Raw genomic sequence first — 18,884 nt, forward strand, 5'->3', positions numbered from 1 at the left:
CCACCCACGGCCGTCACCGACGGCACCGGCCACTGCACCACGCCTGACGCTCACGGCTCACGGCTCACGGCTCACGGCTCACGGCCACCGAAACCCGCTCGTCTCCCCCACCCATACCAGCGACACTGACACCGTGATCATCCGTACGCCCGCCCTCGCCGACCTGCCCGCCCTCCGCACCATCGAGCGCGCCGCCGGTGAGGCGTTCCGCGACCTCGGCATGACGGCGATCGCCGACGACGAACCCCCGTCATTCGCGGAACTGACGGCATATCTGCGCACAGGCCGAGCCCTGGCCGCGTACGAGGAACCGGGCAGTACTCCCACAGCCGTGACCAGGTCCGGGACTGGGGCTGGGACTGGGGCTGGCCCCGGGTCCTGGACCGGCCGGCCGATCGGCTACCTCCTCTGGAACCCGGTCGACGGCTGCACCCACATCGAGCAGGTCTCCGTCCACCCCCAACACGCCCACCGCCGCATCGGCCAAGCCCTCATCGACCATGCGGAACGCTCCGGCGGCGCGGCCCCACTCACCCTCACCACCTTCACCGACGTGCCATGGAACGCCCCGTACTACGCCCGCCTCGGATTCCGCATCCTCACCGATGCCGCACTCACCCCGGGCCTACGAGCGATCCGCACCCACGAGGCATCGCTGGGCCTCGACCGCTGGCCACGGGTCTGCATGCGACGGGACCCTGGCGGGGCCGGCGGCGGAACATGAGCGCTTCGACTGCCCCACCCCAGGCAATGGCGCCGCTCAGCCGCCCGTGCGGGACGCCGTGACCACGTGGCTCCGCATCCACGGTCCACCCCACCACATGCGCCAGCCCAGCGGGCGGACACCGAGTCCGCTCACGGGCAGCTCCGCCAAGACGTCCCGGTAACGGGCCACGGAGCGGCCGATGTCCACGATCACCAGCCGTCCCCCAGGGCCCAGTACGCGTACCGCCTCGGCGACCGCCCGACGCCGTCCTTCAGCATCCTTGATGTTGTGGATGGCCAGGCTGGAGAGCACGACATCGAACTCGCCGTCGCCGAAGGGCAGGTCCCGCAGGTCACCGGTGTGCAGCTCCACCCGGTCGTGGACCCCCTCAGCCTCCGCGTTGCGCGAGGTGACTCTCCGGGCGTTGCCCGACTGGTCAACAGCGCGCCACAAGTCCACGCCCGCGGCCCGGCCCTCCGACAGCCGCCGTGCGCCGGCCAGCAGCACGGCACCACGGCCGCACCCGAGGTCCAGGAGCTGCTCGTCTCCCCGCAGCGCCAACTCATCCAGCAGTTCCTCCCACACCGCGAACTTGCCGCGCCGCGTGGCATGCGCGTACAGGACGAAAGCGACGGCCATCACCAGCGCGCACAGAAACGGCACCCAGGCCACCCCGATCCCGGGCCCCGCGAGCGCACCGAACCCCGCCGCTGCCGGCCCCACGGCTCCGCAGGCAAGACCGAACAATGCGTACGGGGCGTCGATGCCATATGCCCCTCGCCGTCGCTCCCGCCCTCCGCCAACTCCACTCAGCACGATGAGTCCCCCTCAAGGATCACGACGAAATGCAGGCTAGTCCCATGAGTTGGCGCCCCGAGTGGCCTGAGCAGCCCGAGAGACCATTCCGGTCAAGGTTCCCGACAGGGCCGTATACCGAGACCGCTCGCCGTAGGGCTTGCGAACGCCCCCGGCCCGGATCGGGACTCCGGCTGCCGGATCCCGCGGCCGCACATGCCGTCCCATCAGGCAAGACCGTCCGCCGGACATAATGACGGAATGATCGACGCGAACACCCTTCGGGCCGTCTGCCTGGACTTCAACGGCGCGGTCGAGGAGTTTCCCTTTCCACGCCACCCCGACGTGTCCACCTTCAAGGTCGGCGGAAAGATCTTCGCGCTGACGACCCTGACGGCCACCCCGCTCACCGTGAGCCTCAAGTGCGATCCCGAGCTGGCGGAACGACTACGCGCCACACACCCCGAGGTGGTCCCCGGCTACCACCTCAACAAACGCCACTGGAACACCGTCTCCCTGACCGGCACCCTCCCCGACCGCCTCGTCCTCGACATGATCGAGGACTCCTACGACCTGGTCGTCGCCTCGCTCCCGCGCGCCCAACGCCTCCTGCTCGACTGGCCCGGGGAACGACGGGCTTGAACAACCACCCAGGCGCGACACCCCAGGCGGCCCGACAAGGCACAAGCCGCGCCCGTGCGCTTCATCAGCGGCGGCTTGTCGCATACGAGTGTCCGAAGCGAACCTGCACGACATCCAGGCGTTAAGGTCAGGCTGGCCCGCCCGCTCACTCATGACCAATTGGCAAGCAACTCACCGCAAAAACAAGGGAGTTCATCGAATGCAGCGATCGATACGACTGGCCGGGACGATCACGGTCGCGGCGGCGACACTGCTCGTGAGCGGCTGCGGCGGGGGCACGCACCACGACAAGGCAGCGAATACATCAAGCAAGCTCGGAAAGAATCCCTCACCAAAGCCGCGGCATGAGGAAATTGACGAACAGGAAAGCATGAAGAGCTTTCTCCCCGGAGCGTTCGCGCCCGTAGATGAAGAGTCCCTCAATGCAGATGAAGCGACGTTCGACAAAGACCAACTGAAGGGCAACTCCAAAAGCCCCGAGGAGGTCGCCAAGGACGCCGGGGCCACCAAGAAGGGCAGGGACGCGCTCTTCCTGGCCGTTGCCAAGAACGGCAATAGGGCAGTACTCGCCGGCAAAGCCGACTGCTCCGGCACGTATCACGTCGCCAGGGACGGCCGGACGACCTTCGACTTCTCGTGCGCGGGCGGCGACAAGGAACACGCAAAGGCCACCGGTACCGGCATCGAGGCCACCCGCCTTGCCATCACGTGGCCCACAGGAAAGAAGGACATCCTGGTCAAGGTCGCCGACAGGAACGGCAAAGAATTCTAGAGGGTTGTTCCGTGGCGATCTCCGGGTTGTGACACCAGTGCGTCCACGAGTTCTTACCCCCCGGACCACGCGCCGCCCCCGTACCTGGCGAAGGCAACTCCACGGCGGGTAGGGACGGCTGATTGCGCCACGGCAGCGACATAGGGGCACGGTGGGCATGGAGGCATCATCTCCGGTTCGTGCCGCTGCGCTGCTCCACCTGGGGGTGGAGAGTTGTGGTTCCACCCGTGGGTGGTGGTGCGCCCGTGTGCACCGGGAGCAGGCTCGTCGTATGGGCTTTCTACATTCGACGGTCGTTGCCGTCACTGACGTCTGCGTCGTGGTCTTTCTTGTGGCCTGGATCGCGGGGGCCGTCTACTTCGGCGTGAAGAGCCGGAAGGGGCCGGCCGGGTGGGTGCGCGGGTTGCCGCGCACGCTGCCCGGGCGGGTTCCGGTGATGGTGGGCGTGGGGGTGTTCTCGGTGGTGGTCGGCAGTGCGCCGGCTTCCTTCTGGCGTCATCTCCAGTACTGGCAGCCCGAGCTCGCGGTCCTGGGGGCGCTGCTCGCCGTCGCCTCGACGGCGTTGCTGCTGTGGGCCCGGTGGGCTCTGGGGGCGATGTGGGCCAGCGTCCCGCTGGTGCAGGAGCACCATGAGCTGCGTACGGACGGCCCCTACCGGCTGGTCCGCCACCCGATCTACACGGGTCTGCTCGGCCTGATCGTCGGCGGGATGCTGGCCTGCGGCTTCGGTGTCTGGGTTGTCTACCTGGCGGTGGCCCTCCCCTGGCTGCTGCGCCGGGTGCGGGTCGAAGACGGCTTGATGGCCGGGCAGTTCGGCGGTTCCTACGCTGACTACCGGGCGCGCGTCCCTGCGCTGATTCCGTGGACTGGTCCCGGCCGCACGGCCGGTGGCGGGCGGCAGTAGTGCGCGGCCCATGGGACGGCGCTCCACGTCGGTGAGCGGCGGGGCTGTGCGCGCGGGAGGGGCGAGGCATCCGGGTGCCCAGCCCCCTCCCCCGTCGCCCCCCGATCACCGGGCGTGGATTCCTCTCGCTACGCGCCCGGGCTTCAGCGCCGGGGGCGGCTCACGGCGATACGTGCCCCGCCTCCCCCGCCAACCGCTCCCTCAGTTCCACCTTGCGGACCTTGCCGCTGACGGTCATCGGGAAGGTGTCGACGATGTGGAGGTAGCGGGGGATCTTGAAGTGGGCGAGGCGGGAGCGGCAGTAGTGGTCCAACTCGGCTTGGGTGAGGGGGTCTTGGGGGTCGCGGAGGATGACGCAGGCGGCGATCTCCTCGCCGTACTTCTCGTCGGGGACGCCGACGACCTGGACATCGGCGATCTTGGGGTGGGAGTAGAGGAACTCCTCGATCTCACGGGGGTAGACGTTCTCGCCGCCTCTGATGATCATGTCCTTGATGCGGCCGACGATCCGGAGGTAGCCGTCGTCGTTCATCACCGCGAGGTCGCCGGTGTGCATCCACCGGTCGGCATCGATGACCTCGTCGGTGTGCGCGGCGTCCTCCCAGTAGCCGAGCATCACGCTGTAGCCGCGGGTGCACAGTTCGCCCGGGGTGCCGCGGGGGACGGTCGCCCCGCTTCCCGGGTCGACGACCTTGACCTCGATGTGCGGCAGCACCCGGCCGACGGTCGTCGTGCGGTGGGCGAGGTCGTCCTCGCGCCGGGTCTGGGTGGAGACCGGGGAGGTCTCGGTCATGCCGTAGCAGATGGAGACCTCGGCCATGTGCATCTCGGCGACCACCCGCTTCATCACCTCCTCCGGGCAGGGCGAGCCCGCCATGATGCCGGTGCGGAGGCTGGTGAGGTCGTAGGTGTCGAAGTCGGGGTGGTTGAGCTCGGCGATGAACATGGTGGGGACACCGTAGAGGGAGGTGCAGCGCTCGTCCTGGACGGCCCGGAGGGTGGCGGCGGCGTCGAAGGCGGGGCCGGGGATGACGAGGCAGGCGCCGTGCGAGGTGCCGGCGAGATTGCCCATGACCATGCCGAAGCAGTGGTAGAAGGGCACCGGCAGGCACACCCGGTCGTGCTCGGTGTAGGCGACGGTCTCGCCGACCCAGTAGCCGTTGTTGAGGATGTTGCGGTGGGAGAGGGTGGCGCCCTTGGGGAAGCCGGTGGTGCCCGAGGTGTACTGGATGTTGACCGGGTCGTCGGCGGTCAGGGCCGTGTCGTACGCGGCGAGCCGGGCGGGCGGGACGGTGGCGCCGGCCGCGAGCAGTTCGTCCCAGGCCGGGTCGTCGATGTAGACCACCTCGCGCAGCGCGGGGCTCTCGGCACGCACCTGCTCGATCATCCCGCGGTAGTCGCTGGTCCTGTGGTGGGTCGCGGAGACCAGGAGGGTGATGCCGGCCTGCCGCAGGACGTACGCCAGCTCGTGGACGCGGTAGGAGGGGTTGACGTTGACGAGGATCGCGCCGATCCGGGCGGTGGCGTACTGGACGAGGACCCATTCGGCGCAGTTGGGCGCCCAGATGCCGACCCGGTCGCCGGTGCGGACGCCCTTGGCGAGCAGGCCGAGCGCCACCTCGTCGACCGCGCGGCCCAGTTCGGTGTAGGTCCAGCGGCGGCCGCTCGCCACCTCGACCAGCGCCTCGCGGTCGCCGAACCGGGTGATGGTGCGGGCCAGGTCGGTGCCGATGGTGTGGTCGAGCAGGGGCCGGTCGCCGGCCCCGACGGCGTACGAGAGTTCCTGGTCCGGGCGGCTCATCGGTGGTTCTCCTCGCGGTACTCGGCGCTGCCGTCGCCCTGCGCGGTGCGTTCGCGCAGTTCGATACGGCGGATCTTGCCGGAGACGGTCTTCGGCAGTTCGGCGAACTCCAGCCGCCGGATGCGCTTGTAGGGGGCCAGGACCTCGCGGGAGTGCGCGAAGATCAGCTGTGCGGTCTCGGGGCCGGGCGACCAGCCGGCCGCCAGCACGACATAGGCCTTGGGCACGGACAGCCGCAGCGGGTCGGGGGCCGGCACCACGGCGGCCTCCGCGACCGCCTCGTGCGCCAGCAGGGCGCTCTCCAGCTCGAAGGGCGAGATCTTGTAGTCGGACGCCTTGAAGACGTCGTCGGCCCGCCCGATGTAGGTGAGCCGGCCCTCGCTGTCGCGGAAGCCGATGTCGCCGGTGCGGTAGTAGCCGCCGGCCATCGCCTCCGCGGTGCGTTCGGGGTCGCCCTGATAGCCGGTCATCAGGCCGACCGGCCGGGTGGAGAGGTCGAGGGCGATCTCGCCCTCGTCGGCCGGCGCCCCGGTGACCGGGTCGAGCAGCACCACGTCGAAGCCGGGGGTGGGCCGGCCCATGGAGCCCGGGGTGACGGGCTGGCCCGGGGTGTTCGCCACCTGGACGGCGGTCTCGGTCTGCCCGAAGCCGTCGCGGATCGTCACGCCCCAGGACTGCCGCACCTGCTCGATGATCTCCGGGTTGAGCGGTTCACCTGCGGCGACGATCTCCCGGGGCGGCGTGCGGAGCGCCGACAGGTCGGCCTGGATGAGCATCCGCCAGACGGTGGGCGGGGCGCAGAAGCTGGTGACCCCGGCCCGGTCCATCTCGGCCATCAGCCGGGCCGGGTCGAAGCGGGTGTAGTTGTGGATGAAGACGGTGGCCTCGGCGTTCCAGGGCGCGAAGAGATTGGACCAGGCGTGCTTGGCCCATCCGGGCGACGAGATGTTCAGGTGCACGTCGCCGGGTCGCAGGCCGATCCAGTACATCGTCGCGAGGTGGCCGATGGGATAGGACGCGTGGGTGTGCTCGACGAGCTTGGGGAGGGCGGTGGTGCCGGAGGTGAAGTAGAGCATCAGGGGGTCGTCGGCCCGGGTGGGGCCGTCCGGCTCATAGCTGTCGGGGCTCGCGTAGGCCTCCTCGTACGCCAGCCAGCCGTCCGCCGCGCCGCCGACCGCGATCCGGGTGTAGTCGCCCGGTACGGCGGCGAACTTGTCGGTGTCCGCGGCGCGCACCAGGACGTGGCGGGCCCGGCCGCGGTCGATCCGGTCGGCGAGATCGGCGGTGCCCAGCAGGGGGGTCGCGGGGATGACGACCGCGCGCAGCTTCATCGCGGCCAGCGCGCTCTCCCACAGTTCCGCCTGGTTGCCGAGCATCATGACGATGCGGTCGCCGGCCCGTACCCCTTGGGCGGAGAGCCAGTTGGCGGCCTGGTCGGAGCGGCGGCGCAGCTCCTCGAAGCTCAGCCGGGTCTCGCTGCCGTCCTCCTCGACGATGTGCAGTGCGGTGCGGTCGTTGCCGCGGGCGAGGGCGTCGAACCAGTCCAGGGCCCAGTTGAAGTGGGCGGGGCGGGGCCAGCGGAATTCCGCGCGAGCCGCTTCGTAGTCCTCCCGGTGCCGCAGCAGGAGATCCCGCGCCGCCCGGAACGCCTCGGTGGCGGCCGGTGCGCGGCCCGTCGCACCGTTTTCCGTGTCCGTCATGTGTCCTCCTCATTGCCGCACCGCTCCCTGCCATCGTGTAATCAGTGGCGCAGGTCTCACCACCCCCGAATGGGGGGAACCGGAGGTATCGGCGTGCAGTTCGAGCCGGCGGCGAACGATTCGGCGGACGTACGGGCGGCGCTGTCGCGGCTGCGGCGGGCGACCGGTCTGCCGGTGGCGTTCGGCGGCCTGCTGGCCGGCACGGGGCGCTACCGCATCAACGAGCTGGCCGGTACGGAGACCACGGTGCTGCACGGCCTGGACATCCTGCAGGGCAACGGGCTGGGCGGGAAGGCCGTGGCGCTGTCCCGCCCGCTGGCGGTGACCGACTACGGCGCCTCGTCGGTGATCAGCCACGAGTACGACGCGGCGGTGGCCGCGGAGGGGCTGCGGTCGGTGCTCGCGGTGCCGGTGATCGTCCGGCGGCGGGTGCGCGGGGTGCTGTACGGGGCGCTGCGCCGGCCGGTGCGGCTGGGCGACCGGCCGCTGTCGGCGGCCGTGGAGGCGGCACGGGAGCTGGAGCAGGCGCTCGTGCTGCAGGACGAGGCGGCGCGGCTGCTGGCGGAGGCCCTTCCGCCAGCCGCGGGGGCGCGGGAGGCACCCCCGCGGCAGGGGGCTGACGCCGGCGATCCGGCGAGGTGGGAGGAGGTGCGGGAGGCGCACGGCGAGCTGCGCGCACTGGCGCAGCGGGTGGACGACCCGCTGCTGCGCCGGGAGATGCTGGCGGCGTGCGGGCGGCTCGCGGCGGCCTCGTCGCGACGGCCCGGCGCGGACGGTGCGGGCGGCGTGGCGGGCGCGGCCGGCGCGGATCCGGGGCTGTCGCCGCGTGAGGTGGACGTCCTGGCCTGTGTGGCGTCGGGCGCGACGAACGCGGTGGTGGCGGAGCGGCTGGGGCTGCGCCCGGAGACGGTGAAGAGCTATCTCCGGTCCTGCATGCGGAAGTTGGGGGCGCACACCCGGCTGCAGGCGGTGGTCGCGGCGCGGCGGGCCGGGGTGCTCCCGTAGGGCGGGAGCCGAGGCGTTCCCGTAGGGGGCGAGGGGCGGGGTGCTCCCGTAGGGGCGCAGGGTGCTCCCGTGGGGGGGCCGGCCCTCCCCCGTGGTGGCCGGCCCGGCCGTGGCTACTTGTCGGCGGTCAGCGTGCCCGCCGCGCCCCAGCTGTCGGTGGGGACCTCCTGGATCCACACCTGCACGGTCTCGGCGGGAATGCGGTACGCGTCCACGAACGCGTCGGTGATCTGGCGGACCAGCTCCCGCTTCAGCTCGACGCTGCGCGGACCCTGCTGGACGGTGACGATCGGCATGACGGAACTCCCTTGTCGGTGACGGCCGTCGGGAACAGCTGTGGGGTTCTCCCCGTGTTCCCCGGCCTGGAGCACCCGGATTCCTCCCGGGTATCCGGTGGTTGACCGGCGTGAGCCCAGTCCATCGCGAATGGGGCGGGCGACCAAGAAGCGGAACGCGCACCCAGCGATCACGGATCGAGATCGGTCACCGCGCTCCGCTCCGTCGCCGCGCAGGCCCGCAGCAGGGGATCCAGTCCGGCGGGCGGGTCCGTGCGGCGCACCACGAGCGAGGTGGTCAGCTCCATGCCCGGGTGGCCGAACGGCAGGAAGACGACCCTGGGGGTGCTCAGCCGGGCGGCGTGCGAGGCGTAGACGACGGTCCACAGCCCGTCGGACGTGCCGGCGGCACCGATCGCCGTCAGGGTGTCGTCCAGCGAGCCGTACGCGGGCCCCGGGACGGGGGTGAAACCGGCGTCGTGGCAGGCGCCGACGACCAGATCGACCAGGGCGGGATTGGTGCGCCGCGCGGTCAGCACCATTGGGACGGCGGCGAGTTCGGCGAGCGCGAGGGCGCCCGGCGAGGCGGCCAGTGGGTGCCGGGCCGGGAGGACCGCCACCAGCGGGTCCTGCCACAGCGGCACGAAACGCAGGCCGTCGTGTCCCCGGGGTTCCGGCTCACCGCGGAGGAAGGCCGCGTCCAGCCCGCCGGACGCCACCAGGTCGAGCCGCTCCGCGGCCCGCGCCGCCACCAGCTCCACCCGGGTTTCCGGGGCGATGCCGGCCAGCGCCTCCAGCACCCGGTCCAGATGGGCGCCCAGGCCCGTGCTCGTCCCCAGGCGCAGGGTGGTGGAGCGGCCGGCGGTCAGCTCGTCGACGACGGCACGGGCGCGCCGCTCGGCGGCGAGCAGGGCCCGTGCCTCCGGCAGGAACCGCTCGCCCACGGCCGTCAGCCGCACCTGGCGCGCCGACCGGTCGAACAGCTCGGCCCCCAACTCCCGCTCCAGCCGCCTGATCTGCTGGCTCACCGCCGACTGCACGATGTGCAGCTTCTCCGCCGCCCGCCCGAAATGCAGCTCCTTCGCGACCATGACGAAGTACCGCACCTGCCGCAGCTCCACGCCGCTCCCCTTTCCCGGCCCGCTCGCCACGGGCCCGGCCGCCCCGCCCCAGCACTCCCCCGGCCGTCAACTTCGGCGCGGGTCAATTCCGTTGCCGTCCGGTCCGCGGCCCGGACATCATCCCCTCATGATCGACGCCACCGCTCTCTCCGAGAAACCGGTGCTCACGGGCGACCGGATCCGTCTCACACCGCTGTCGGCACGTCACGCGGCGGCCTTCCACGCCTCCGCCGCCCACCCGGAGATCCGCCGGCTGACCGGCACCCACCATGACTTCACGCTGGAGGAGCTGCAGGCGTGGTGCGCCGGCCGGGCCGACTGCCCGGACCGGCTGGACCTGGCCGTCGAGGACCGGGACTCCGGCGCGTTCCTGGGCGAACTCGCGCTGAACGACATCGACGCGCCGAATGCCTGCGGAAGCTTCCGGATCGCCCTCGCCCCGGACGCGACCGACCGCGGCATCGGCACCGAGGCGATCCGGCTGCTGCTGGGCTACGCCTTCGACCGGGTGGGCCTGCACCGCGTCCAGCTGGAGGTCTACGACTTCAACCCGCGCGCCCGGCGGGCGTACGAGAAGTGCGGCTTCGAGGTGGAGGGCCGGATGCGGGAGGCCCTGTTCTGGGACGGCGCGTGGCATGACGTGCTCGTGATGGCGGCACTGCGGCCGCGGCGGGACGGGGGCGGGAACTGAGAGGGGCCGGGCGCATGTCGAGGTCGGCCGCGCGTCGAGGCCGCGCGCGGGCGGCCCCGCGCCGGCCGGGCACGGGGAGCCACCCTGACCGGCCCCCGCCCGCGCACGTGCCCCCGCCCGCGCCCCGCCCGTCGCTCAGTGGTTCTCCCCGGTGAAGGGCAGCCACTCCGTCTGCAGGGCGGCGTCCAGGCGGCGGACCGCGCCCGGGGTGTGCTCGGTGGCCAGGCCGGCGTGTGCGAAGTGGCGCAGGGGGGTGCCGCCGAGGTAGCAGGAGGCCAGCTCCCGTACGTCCAGGGAGAGGTCGGGGGCCTCGTCGGCGGGCTCCCACGTGGCGCCCTCGGGGCCGGCGGTCAGCCGGAAGCGGCCCGCGTTGGCCGGCAGGACGGTGTCGCGCAGGTCGACGACGAGGTCGACGGGGGCCGCCCAGGAGCGGGCGGTCAGCGCGGCGCGGACGTCCAGCAGCCGGAGCCAGAGGTCGGGTTCCTGGCCGGTGACGCGTACCTGGTCGCGGTCGGCGGCGAGGTGCAGGAGCGGGTCGTCGGCGGGGCGGCCCTGGATCTCTACGGTCGAGGTGAGGTCGATCGAGACGAGGTAGGACCACAGGGCGGCGGCGGCCGGTCCGGATTCCGCTTCGAGTTCGCCGACACGGACCGTGCCGGGGCCGCTCCCGCCGGGGCCGCGGGTGCGGTAGACCGCGTAGCCGCCGGGCGTCCGGCCGGGGGCGCCGAGCACCACCACGTGCGCCGCCCCGAATCCGTCCTGTCCGGCTCTCATACTGGCGCCGTCGAGGTCCAGTGCCCCGCAGCGCCACCAGCTCTCGTCGCGGGTGAACCGCCCGGCCCGCCGCGCCAGGGTCGCGTCGTAGTGCGGGGCGAGGACGGCGGGTGCCCCGGCCGGGTCGATCAGCCGCAGCGGACGGCTGTCGGGCGCGGTACGGAGCGCGAGGGGGCGGGTGGAGTCGATCTCGATGCGGCAGAGCTCGGTGGCGGCACCGAAGCCGTAGCGGCCGTAGATGGCGCTCTCGGACGGCCACAGGCAGGCCAGTGGGCGCCCGTCGGCGGCGCAGCGGCGCCAGAGCCCGTCCATCATCGAGGTGAGGATGCCGCGGCGCCGATGGGTGGGCAGTACGGAGACGAAGTCCACTGCGGCGCACGGGAGTTGGCCGCCCGGGACGGAGAGGGTGCGACGGTGCGCCCCGGCCACCCCGGCCAGCTGTCCGCCGTCGTACGCGCCGACGCGGAGGCCGGCCCGGAGCATCTCCGCGTGCCGGTGCCGGGTCCTGTCGCCGGGCGTCAGATGGAAGACGGAGTACGTCAGGTCCAGGGCCCGGTCGCAGTCGGCCTCCGGGATGTCGCGGAGCTCCGTGGTGGGGCGGGCGTCGTCGTCAGTGGTCACCGGGGGACGCTAGCGCGGTGCGCCGGGACGGTCATCCCGATTTCCGGCGCCTGTCGCCGGGCGGCCGCCCGACCGCCTGACGCCGACCACCGGACGCGGGCCGCCGGCCGCACGCCCGCCGCGCCGCCGCTCCCCGCGCCCCCGCCCTCACGCCACCGACCCGATCCGCCCCACCGGCCGCCCCGTGTCGTGGTGGATGGGGGTGTGCGCGCCGGTCAGCGGGGTGCCGGTGCCGCCGCGGCGGTTGGCGACGATCTCGGCGGCGATGGACAGCGCGGTCTCCTCGGGGGTGCGGGCGCCGAGGTCGAGGCCGATGGGCGAGCGCAGCCGGTTGAGTTCGAGTTCGGTCAGGCCGGTGTCGCGCAGCCGCTGCAGCCGGTCCAGGTGGGTGCGGCGCGAGCCCATCGCGCCGACGTAGGCGACCGGGAGCTTGAGCGCCCGCTCCAGCAGCGGGACGTCGAACTTGGCGTCGTGGGTGAGCACGCACAGCACCGTGCGGGGGTCGAGGTCCTGGGAGTCCAGGTAGCGGTGCGGCCAGTCGACGACGATCTCGTCGGCGTCCGGGAAGCGGGTGCGGGTGGCGAAGACGGGGCGGGCGTCGCAGACCGTGACGTGGTAGTTGAGGAACTTGCCGACCTTGACCAGCGCGGAGGCGAAGTCGATCGCGCCGAAGACGATCATGCGGGGCGCGGGGACGGAGGATTCGACGAGGAGGCGGAGGGGCTGACCGCACTGCGCGCCGGTCGGCTGCTCCGCGTCGCCGCCCTTCGCGCCCCCGCCGGGCGCCGGGCCCGACCCGATCTCGATCGTCGTGGTGCGCCCGGCGTCCAGCAGGGCGCGGGTCAGGGCGGTCGCGGTGCGGTCGAGGGCGGGGTGGCCGCCGAGGGTGCCGGTGCGGCTGCCGTCGGGGCGGACCACCAGCGCCCGGCCGAGGAGCTCGGCGGGGCCGTCGATGACCCGGGCGAGGGCCGCCGCCTCTCCCGTGGCGGCGGCGGCCAGGCCGGCGGCGAGCGTGCCGGCGGCGCCCTCCGCCGGCTCCCCCGCCGTGCGGTCGCCGGCCGGGCGCGCGGCGGGCGCCCGGACCGGCTGGACGAGGATGTCGATGACGCCGCCGCAGGTCAGGCCCACGGCGAAGGCATCCTCGTCGCTGTACCCGAAGCGCTCCACTACCGGCTCGCCGGTCCGCAGCGCCTCCTGGCACAGCTCGTACACCGCCCCCTCCACACATCCGCCGGAGACCGACCCGATCGCCGTGCCGTCACTGTCGACGGCCAGGGCGGCTCCGGGCTGGCGGGGCGCGCTGCCGTGCGTGGCCACCACGGTGGCCACCGCGAAGTCGCGGCCCTGCCCGACCCACCGGTGCAGCTCTTCGGCGATGTCCAGCATGTCGGTCTCCTTACGGACGGGGGAGGAGGCGGGCGGTTACTTGACGCCCAGCCACTGCTCGATGGGATGGAGCGAGAAGTAGACGACGAAGATCGCGGCCAGCACCCACATGAAGCCGCCGATCTCGCGCCATTTGCCCTGTGCCGCCTTAATGGCAACGTAGGCGATGACGCCCGCGCCGACACCTGCGGTGATGCTGTAGGTGAACGGCATCAGGACCACGGTCAAGAAGACCGGGATGGACACCGAGCGATCGCGCCAGTCCACGTGGCCGGCGGCGCTCATCATCATCGAGCCGATGACGACGAGGGCGGCCGAGGCGACCTGGGCCGGTACGAGCTGGGTGACCGGGGTGAAGAACAGGCAGGCCGCGAAGAGCAGGCCGGTGATCACGGACGACAGGCCGGTGCGCGCGCCCTCGCCGACACCGCTCGCCGACTCGATGAACACGGTCTGGCCGGACGCGCCGGCCACCCCGCCGATCGCCCCGCCCGCGCCGTCCACGAACAGCGCCTTGGACAGGCCCGGCATCCGGCCCTTGTCGTCGGCCAGCTCGGCCTCGGTGCCGACGCCGATGATGGTGGCCATGGCGTCGAAGAAGCCCGCCAGCACCAGGGTGAAGACGATCATGCCGACGCTGAGCGCCCCGAGGGAGCCCCAGCCGCCGAACTCGACATGACCGAAGAGGCCGAAGTCGGGCATCGCGACCGCGCTGCCGCTCAGCTCCGGGGGCGTACCGCCCCAGTCCTTGGCCGTGAGGCCGCCGATCCTGGTCGCGGCGATGGACAGCACGCTGCCGGCCACGATGCCGATGAGGATCGCGCCGGGCACCTTGCGGGCCTGCAGCATGAAGATCAGCAGCAGGGTGACGCAGAAGAACAGCACCGGCCAGCCGGACAGCTGCCCGGTGAGGCCGAGGGTGACGGGGCCGCCCTGCCCCTTGCCCACGAAACCGGCCTTCACCAGCCCGAGCAGGGCGACGAACATGCCGATGCCCATGGTGATCGCGTGCTTGAGCGCCAGCGGGATCGCGTTCATGATCATCTCGCGGAGGCCGGTGACCACCAGGAGGCAGATCACCACGCCGTAGACCACACACATGCCCATGGCCTGCGGCCAGGTCATGTGCGGGACGACCTGGGCGGTCAGCGCGGCCGAGACGTTCAGGCCGGCCGCCAGGGCCAGCGGCACCTTGCCGATGAAGCCCATCAGCAGCGTGGAGACCGCCGCGGCCAGTGCGGTCGCGGTGACCACGCCCGCGTGCGCGAGGGTGTTCTTCTCCACGTCCGGGGTCGACAGGATCAGCGGGTTGAGCAGGAGGATGTAGCACATCGCCATGAAGGTGGTGATGCCGCCGCGCACCTCTCGCGCCGGCGTCGATCCTCTGTCGGATATGTGGAAGTACCGGTCGAGCCAGGACCGGCCCGCGGGCTGGCGCGAGCCGGCCCCGGCGTCTTCCGCCGTGGTCCTCGGCTCGGTGGACTGCTGGGTCATGGTGCCTTACTCCCAAGGTTCACAGGGGCACTCGCACGGGGTGCGAGATTTGGGATGGAACGTCGGCTGCACGACCCGGGGGACGGCCCGAGGCGAACGGGGGGTACTGGCTCCGCCGGAGCGGAGCAGCGACTGCGTGGTGCGTTGGCGGGACTCCGGGCGGTGGGCGGAGGAGGACGGACAGGGACACCCCTGACACCCACCGCCCGGAGGCCGGTGCCCGGGGTCGCCCCCGGACGGTCTCTAGGTGCCGGTGAGGTGTTCGGGCCGCACCGGCGTCTTGTTGAGCTCCAGCCCGGTCGCGTTCCGGATCGCCGCGAGGACGGCCGGGGTGGACGACAGGGTGGGGGCCTCGCCGATGCCGCGCAGCCCGTACGGAGCGTGCTCGTCGGCGAGTTCGAGCACATCGACCGGGATGGTCGGGGTGTCGAGAATCGTGGGGATGAGGTAGTCCGTGAAGGACGGGTTGCGCACCTTCGCGGTCTTCGGGTCGACGATGATCTCCTCCATGACCGCCACGCCCAGCCCCTGGGTGGTGCCTCCCTGGATCTGGCCGACGACGGACAGCGGGTTGAGGGCCTTGCCGACGTCCTGGGCGCAGGCCAGTTCGATGACCTTGACCAGGCCGAGTTCGGTGTCCACCTCGACCACCGCGCGGTGGGCCGCGAAGGAGTACTGGACGTGGCCGTTGCCCTGGCCGGTGTGCAGGTCGAAGGGCTCGGTGGGGCGGTGGCGCCACTCCAGCTCCAGGTCGACCGCCTCGTCCTCCAGGACGTCCGCCAGGTTGGCGAGGACCTCGCCGCCGTCGGTGACGACCTTGCCGCCCTCCAGCAGGAGTTCGGCGGTCGCCCACGCGGGGTGGTACGTGCCGAACTTGCGCCGGCCGATGTCGAGGACCTGCTCGCGGACGTGCTCACAGGCGTTCTTGACGGCGCCGCCGGTGACATAGGTCTGGCGGGAGGCGGAGGTCGATCCGGCCGAGCCGACCTGGGTGTCGGCCGGCTGGATGGTGACCTGCTGGACCCCCAGCTCCGTACGGGCGATCTGGGCGTGGACGGTGACACCGCCCTGGCCGACCTCCGCCATCGCGGTGTGGACCGTGGCGACCGGCACCCCGCCGACGACCTCCATCCGCACCCGGGCGGTGGAGTAGTCGTCGAAGCCCTCGGAGAAGCCCACGTTCTTGATGCCGACGGCGTAGCCGACACCGCGGACCACGCCCTCGCCGTGGGTGGTGTTGGACAGCCCGCCGGGCAGCGCACGGACGTCCGCGCCCGCCCCGGCCGTCAGCCACTGCTGCTCCGGCGGGAGCGGCATCGCCTTGACGCGGCGCAGGAGTTCGGCGACCGGGGCCGGGGAGTCGACCGGCTGCCCGGTCGGCATGATCGTGCCCTGTTCCATGGCGTTGAGCTGCCGGAACTCGACCGGGTCCATGCCCAGTTTCTTGGCGACCTTGTCCATCTGCGCCTCGTAGGCGAAGCACGCCTGGACGGCGCCGAAGCCGCGCATCGCCCCGCAGGGCGGGTTGTTGGAGTACAGCGCGATGGCCTCGATGTCGACGTCGTCGACCACGTACGGGCCGACGGCGAGCGAGGAGGCGTTGCCGACGACGGCCGGAGAGGCGGACGCATAGGCGCCGCCGTCCAGCACGATGCGGCACTTGAGGTGGGTGAGCTTGCCGTCCTTGGTGGCGCCGTGCTCGTACCAGAGCTTCGCCGGGTGCCGGTGGACGTGCCCGAAGAAGGACTCGAACCGGTTGTAGACGATCTTGACGGGCTTGCCGGTGCGCAGCGCCAGCAGGCAGGCGTGGATCTGCATCGACAGGTCCTCGCGGCCGCCGAACGCGCCGCCGACGCCGGACAGCGTCATCCGCACCTTCTCCTCGGGCAGGCCGAGGACGGGGGCGATCTGGCGCAGGTCGGAGTGCAGCCACTGGGTGGCGACGTAGAGGTCGACGCCGCCGTCCTCGCCGGGCACCGCGAGGCCGGACTCCGGGCCGAGGAAGGCCTGGTCCTGCATGCCGAAGACGTACTCGCCGGAGACGATGACATCGGCCTTCTTGGCGGCCTCGTCGGCGTCGCCGCGGAGGATCGGCTGGCGGTGGACGATGTTCGGGTGCGGTACGTGCCCGATGTGGTGGTCGGTGCGGTTCTCGTGGACCAGCGGGGCGCCCTCGGCGGTGGCGGAGGCCTCGTCGGTGACGACCGGCAGCTCGGCGTAGTCGATCTTGATCTTGGCGGCGGCGCGGCGCGCGGTCTCCGGGTGGTCGGCGGCGACCAGCGCCACCGGCTCGCCGTGGTGGCGCACCTTGCCGTGCGCGAGAACCGGGGTGTCCTGGATCTCCAGGCCGTAGTTCTTCACGTCGGTGGGCAGGTCGTCGTAGGTCAGGACGGCGTAGACGCCGGAGGTCGCCAGCGCCTCGGAGGTGTCGATCGACCGGATCTCGGCATGCGCGGTGGTGGAGCGCAGGGTGAAGCCCCACAGCATGTCCTCGTGCCACATGTCCGAGGAGTAGGCGAACTCGCCGGTCACCTTGAGGGTGCCGTCGGGCCGCAGGGTGGACTCGCCGATGCCGGCCTTGGTCGGGCCGCCCTGCGTCAGGTTCGTCGGGGTGCGGCCGGGCGCGGTGGCGACCCGGGTCTCCTTGTCGGCCATGGCGTCAGGCCCCCTGTCCGGCGGTCCGGGTCTCGCCGCGGGCGGCCGCCAGCCGGACCGCGTCGAGGATCTTCTCGTAGCCCGTGCAGCGGCACAGGTTGCCCGACAGGGCCTCGCGGATGTCGGCGTCCGACGGGGAGTCGTTGCGCTCCAGCAGCTCGTCGGCGGCGACCAGCAGCCCCGGGGTGCAAAAGCCGCACTGGACGGCGCCGGCGTCGATGAACGCCTGCTGGATCGGCGAGAGCCCCTCGTGCGAGGCACCGTCACCGCTCTGCGGGCCGGCCGGGCGGGCCTGCCAGCCCTGGGCCTCGTCCAGGCCGGTGCCGCAGGTGCCGTCGGCGCAGCCGCCCTCGGCGCGCTGCCGGGCGAAGTCCGCCAGACCCTCGACGGTGACCACCTCGCGGCCCTCGACCTGGCCCGCCGCGACCAGACAGGAGCACACCGGCACCCCGTCGAGGCGGACCGTGCAGGAGCCGCATTCGCCCTGCTCACAGGCGTTCTTGGAGCCCGGGAGGCCCATCCGCTCACGGAGGACGTACAGCAGGCTCTCGCCTTCCCAGACGTCGTCGGCCTCCTGCCGGCGGCCGTTGACGGTGAATGTCACGCGCACTGTGCGCTCCTCTCGTTGCCCCGGTAGGACTCCCAGGTCCAGCCGAGGGTGCGGCGCGCCATGATGCCGACCGCGTGCCGGCGGTACTTGGCGCTGCCGCGCACATCGTCGATCGGGTTGCAGGCGCCGGCGGCGAGCTGCGCGAACTGCTTGGCGACGGACGGCGGGATGGGGTTGCCGGACTCCCAGAAGCCGCCCTCCTCCAGCGCCGCGGCGAGGAAGTCCTCGGCCTCGCGGGCCCGTACGGGCGTGGGCGCGGCGGAGCCGATGCCGGTGCGCACCGTGCGGGTCTCGGGGTGCAGCGCGATGCCGAAGGCGCAGACCGCGATCACCATGGCGTTGCGGGTGCCGACCTTGGAGAACTGCTGCGGGCCGTCCGCCTTGGGCAGGTGCACCGAGCGGATCAGCTCGTCGGCCTCCATGGCGTTGCGCTTGACGCCGGTGTAGAAGTCGTCGATCGGGATCATCCGGCGGCCGCGCACGGATTCCACCTCCACCTCGCAGCCGGCGGCGAGCAGCGCGGGGTGCGCGTCGCCGGCCGGGGAGGCGGTACCGAGGTTGCCGCCGACACCGCCGCGGTTGCGGATCTGCGGGGAGGCCACCGTGTGCGACGCCAGGGCCAGGCCCGGGAGTTCGCCCCGCAGGTTCTCCATGATCTTGGTGTACGGGACGGAGGCGCCCAGGCGCACGGTCTTCTCGCCGACCTCCCACTCGCTCAGCTCACCGATGCGGTTCAGGTCGAGCAGGTACTCGGGACGGCGGTGGTCGAAATTGATCTCGACCATCACGTCCGTGCCGCCCGCGATAGGCACAGCGGTAGGGTGCTCGGCCTTGGCGGCGAGCGCCTCCTCCCAGCTGGCGGGGCGAAGGAAGTCCATGGTTGGCCTCTTCTACGAATTCTACGAAATCGGGTCGTTCGCTACTCATGGTGA

The 18,884-nt window shown here is 72.1% G+C and carries 17 protein-coding genes; 6 read left to right on the plus strand and 11 right to left on the minus strand.

Annotation, left to right across the window (positions count from 1 at the left end; translation table 11 throughout):
- Positions 1 to 133: 133 nt before the first annotated feature.
- Positions 134 to 724, plus strand: coding sequence for a GNAT family N-acetyltransferase (locus tag AB0411_RS02595; protein ID WP_366415334.1), 591 nt, complete (start codon positions 134 to 136; stop codon positions 722 to 724).
- 36 nt (positions 725 to 760) lie between these two features.
- Here the strand turns inward: AB0411_RS02595 and AB0411_RS02600 are convergent, their stop codons facing one another.
- The gene (locus AB0411_RS02600; protein WP_366415335.1) at positions 761 to 1,429 is read right to left on the minus strand and encodes a class I SAM-dependent methyltransferase; all 669 of its coding nucleotides are present in this window, start codon (positions 1,427 to 1,429) and stop codon (positions 761 to 763) included.
- 333 nt (positions 1,430 to 1,762) lie between these two features.
- On the opposite strand from AB0411_RS02600, the gene AB0411_RS02605 reads away from it, so the two are divergent.
- The 3 genes from AB0411_RS02605 to AB0411_RS02615 all read left to right on the plus strand — a co-directional run bounded on the left by AB0411_RS02605 (position 1,763) and on the right by AB0411_RS02615 (position 3,819).
- On the plus strand, positions 1,763 to 2,143 hold the full coding sequence (locus tag AB0411_RS02605; protein ID WP_366415336.1) for an MmcQ/YjbR family DNA-binding protein: 381 nt from the start codon (positions 1,763 to 1,765) through the stop codon (positions 2,141 to 2,143).
- 199 nt (positions 2,144 to 2,342) lie between these two features.
- On the plus strand, positions 2,343 to 2,915 hold the full coding sequence (locus tag AB0411_RS02610; protein ID WP_366415337.1) for a hypothetical protein: 573 nt from the start codon (positions 2,343 to 2,345) through the stop codon (positions 2,913 to 2,915).
- A 271-nt stretch (positions 2,916 to 3,186) separates the two neighbouring features.
- The gene (locus AB0411_RS02615) at positions 3,187 to 3,819 is read left to right on the plus strand and encodes a methyltransferase family protein (RefSeq protein ID WP_366415338.1); all 633 of its coding nucleotides are present in this window, start codon (positions 3,187 to 3,189) and stop codon (positions 3,817 to 3,819) included.
- A gap of 160 nt (positions 3,820 to 3,979) precedes the next feature.
- On the opposite strand, the gene AB0411_RS02620 is transcribed toward AB0411_RS02615, so the two are convergent.
- A complete protein-coding gene (locus AB0411_RS02620; RefSeq protein ID WP_366415339.1) occupies positions 3,980 to 5,620 on the minus strand; it encodes an AMP-binding protein in 1,641 nt (546 codons plus the stop codon).
- The gene (locus AB0411_RS02625) at positions 5,617 to 7,320 is read right to left on the minus strand and encodes an AMP-binding protein (protein WP_366415340.1); all 1,704 of its coding nucleotides are present in this window, start codon (positions 7,318 to 7,320) and stop codon (positions 5,617 to 5,619) included. Before AB0411_RS02625 ends, AB0411_RS02620 begins: the two co-directional genes overlap by 4 nt.
- Positions 7,321 to 7,413: 93 nt before the next feature.
- On the opposite strand from AB0411_RS02625, the gene AB0411_RS02630 reads away from it, so the two are divergent.
- Positions 7,414 to 8,325 carry a response regulator transcription factor gene (locus AB0411_RS02630; RefSeq protein WP_437041178.1) on the plus strand — a complete coding sequence of 304 codons (912 nt, stop codon included), beginning with the start codon at positions 7,414 to 7,416 and terminating at the stop codon, positions 8,323 to 8,325.
- 113 nt (positions 8,326 to 8,438) lie between these two features.
- On the opposite strand, the gene dmpI is transcribed toward AB0411_RS02630, so the two are convergent.
- On the minus strand, positions 8,439 to 8,621 hold the full coding sequence (dmpI, locus tag AB0411_RS02635) for a 4-oxalocrotonate tautomerase DmpI (RefSeq protein ID WP_246296523.1): 183 nt from the start codon (positions 8,619 to 8,621) through the stop codon (positions 8,439 to 8,441).
- A 170-nt stretch (positions 8,622 to 8,791) separates the two neighbouring features.
- Positions 8,792 to 9,721, minus strand: a complete 930-nt coding sequence (locus tag AB0411_RS02640; RefSeq protein WP_366415342.1) for a LysR family transcriptional regulator — start codon at positions 9,719 to 9,721, stop codon at positions 8,792 to 8,794.
- 127 nt (positions 9,722 to 9,848) lie between these two features.
- On the opposite strand from AB0411_RS02640, the gene AB0411_RS02645 reads away from it, so the two are divergent.
- The gene (locus AB0411_RS02645; RefSeq protein ID WP_366415343.1) at positions 9,849 to 10,412 is read left to right on the plus strand and encodes a GNAT family N-acetyltransferase; all 564 of its coding nucleotides are present in this window, start codon (positions 9,849 to 9,851) and stop codon (positions 10,410 to 10,412) included.
- Positions 10,413 to 10,547: 135 nt separating this feature from the next.
- On the opposite strand, the gene AB0411_RS02650 is transcribed toward AB0411_RS02645, so the two are convergent.
- The 6 genes from AB0411_RS02650 to AB0411_RS02675 all read right to left on the minus strand — a co-directional run bounded on the left by AB0411_RS02650 (position 10,548) and on the right by AB0411_RS02675 (position 18,830).
- Entirely contained in the window at positions 10,548 to 11,807 is a 1,260-nt protein-coding gene (locus tag AB0411_RS02650) for a GNAT family N-acetyltransferase (protein ID WP_366415344.1), read from the minus strand.
- Between the two features lie 147 nt (positions 11,808 to 11,954).
- Positions 11,955 to 13,193 carry an XdhC family protein gene (locus AB0411_RS02655; protein WP_366415345.1) on the minus strand — a complete coding sequence of 413 codons (1,239 nt, stop codon included), beginning with the start codon at positions 13,191 to 13,193 and terminating at the stop codon, positions 11,955 to 11,957.
- Between the two features lie 36 nt (positions 13,194 to 13,229).
- Positions 13,230 to 14,687 carry an NCS2 family permease gene (locus AB0411_RS02660; RefSeq protein ID WP_366415346.1) on the minus strand — a complete coding sequence of 486 codons (1,458 nt, stop codon included), beginning with the start codon at positions 14,685 to 14,687 and terminating at the stop codon, positions 13,230 to 13,232.
- Positions 14,688 to 14,930: 243 nt separating this feature from the next.
- The gene (locus AB0411_RS02665) at positions 14,931 to 17,342 is read right to left on the minus strand and encodes a xanthine dehydrogenase family protein molybdopterin-binding subunit (protein WP_366415347.1); all 2,412 of its coding nucleotides are present in this window, start codon (positions 17,340 to 17,342) and stop codon (positions 14,931 to 14,933) included.
- Positions 17,343 to 17,346: 4 nt separating this feature from the next.
- Positions 17,347 to 17,952 (minus strand): (2Fe-2S)-binding protein, encoded by a 606-nt coding sequence (locus AB0411_RS02670; RefSeq protein WP_366415348.1) that lies wholly within the window; start codon positions 17,950 to 17,952, stop codon positions 17,347 to 17,349.
- On the minus strand, positions 17,943 to 18,830 hold the full coding sequence (locus AB0411_RS02675) for an FAD binding domain-containing protein (RefSeq protein ID WP_366415349.1): 888 nt from the start codon (positions 18,828 to 18,830) through the stop codon (positions 17,943 to 17,945). Before AB0411_RS02675 ends, AB0411_RS02670 begins: the two co-directional genes overlap by 10 nt.
- Between the last annotated feature and the right edge of the window lie 54 nt (positions 18,831 to 18,884).

Origin of the sequence: Streptomyces angustmyceticus (assembly GCF_040701845.1) — a bacterium.
GTDB lineage: Bacteria > Actinomycetota > Actinomycetes > Streptomycetales > Streptomycetaceae > Streptomyces > Streptomyces angustmyceticus_A.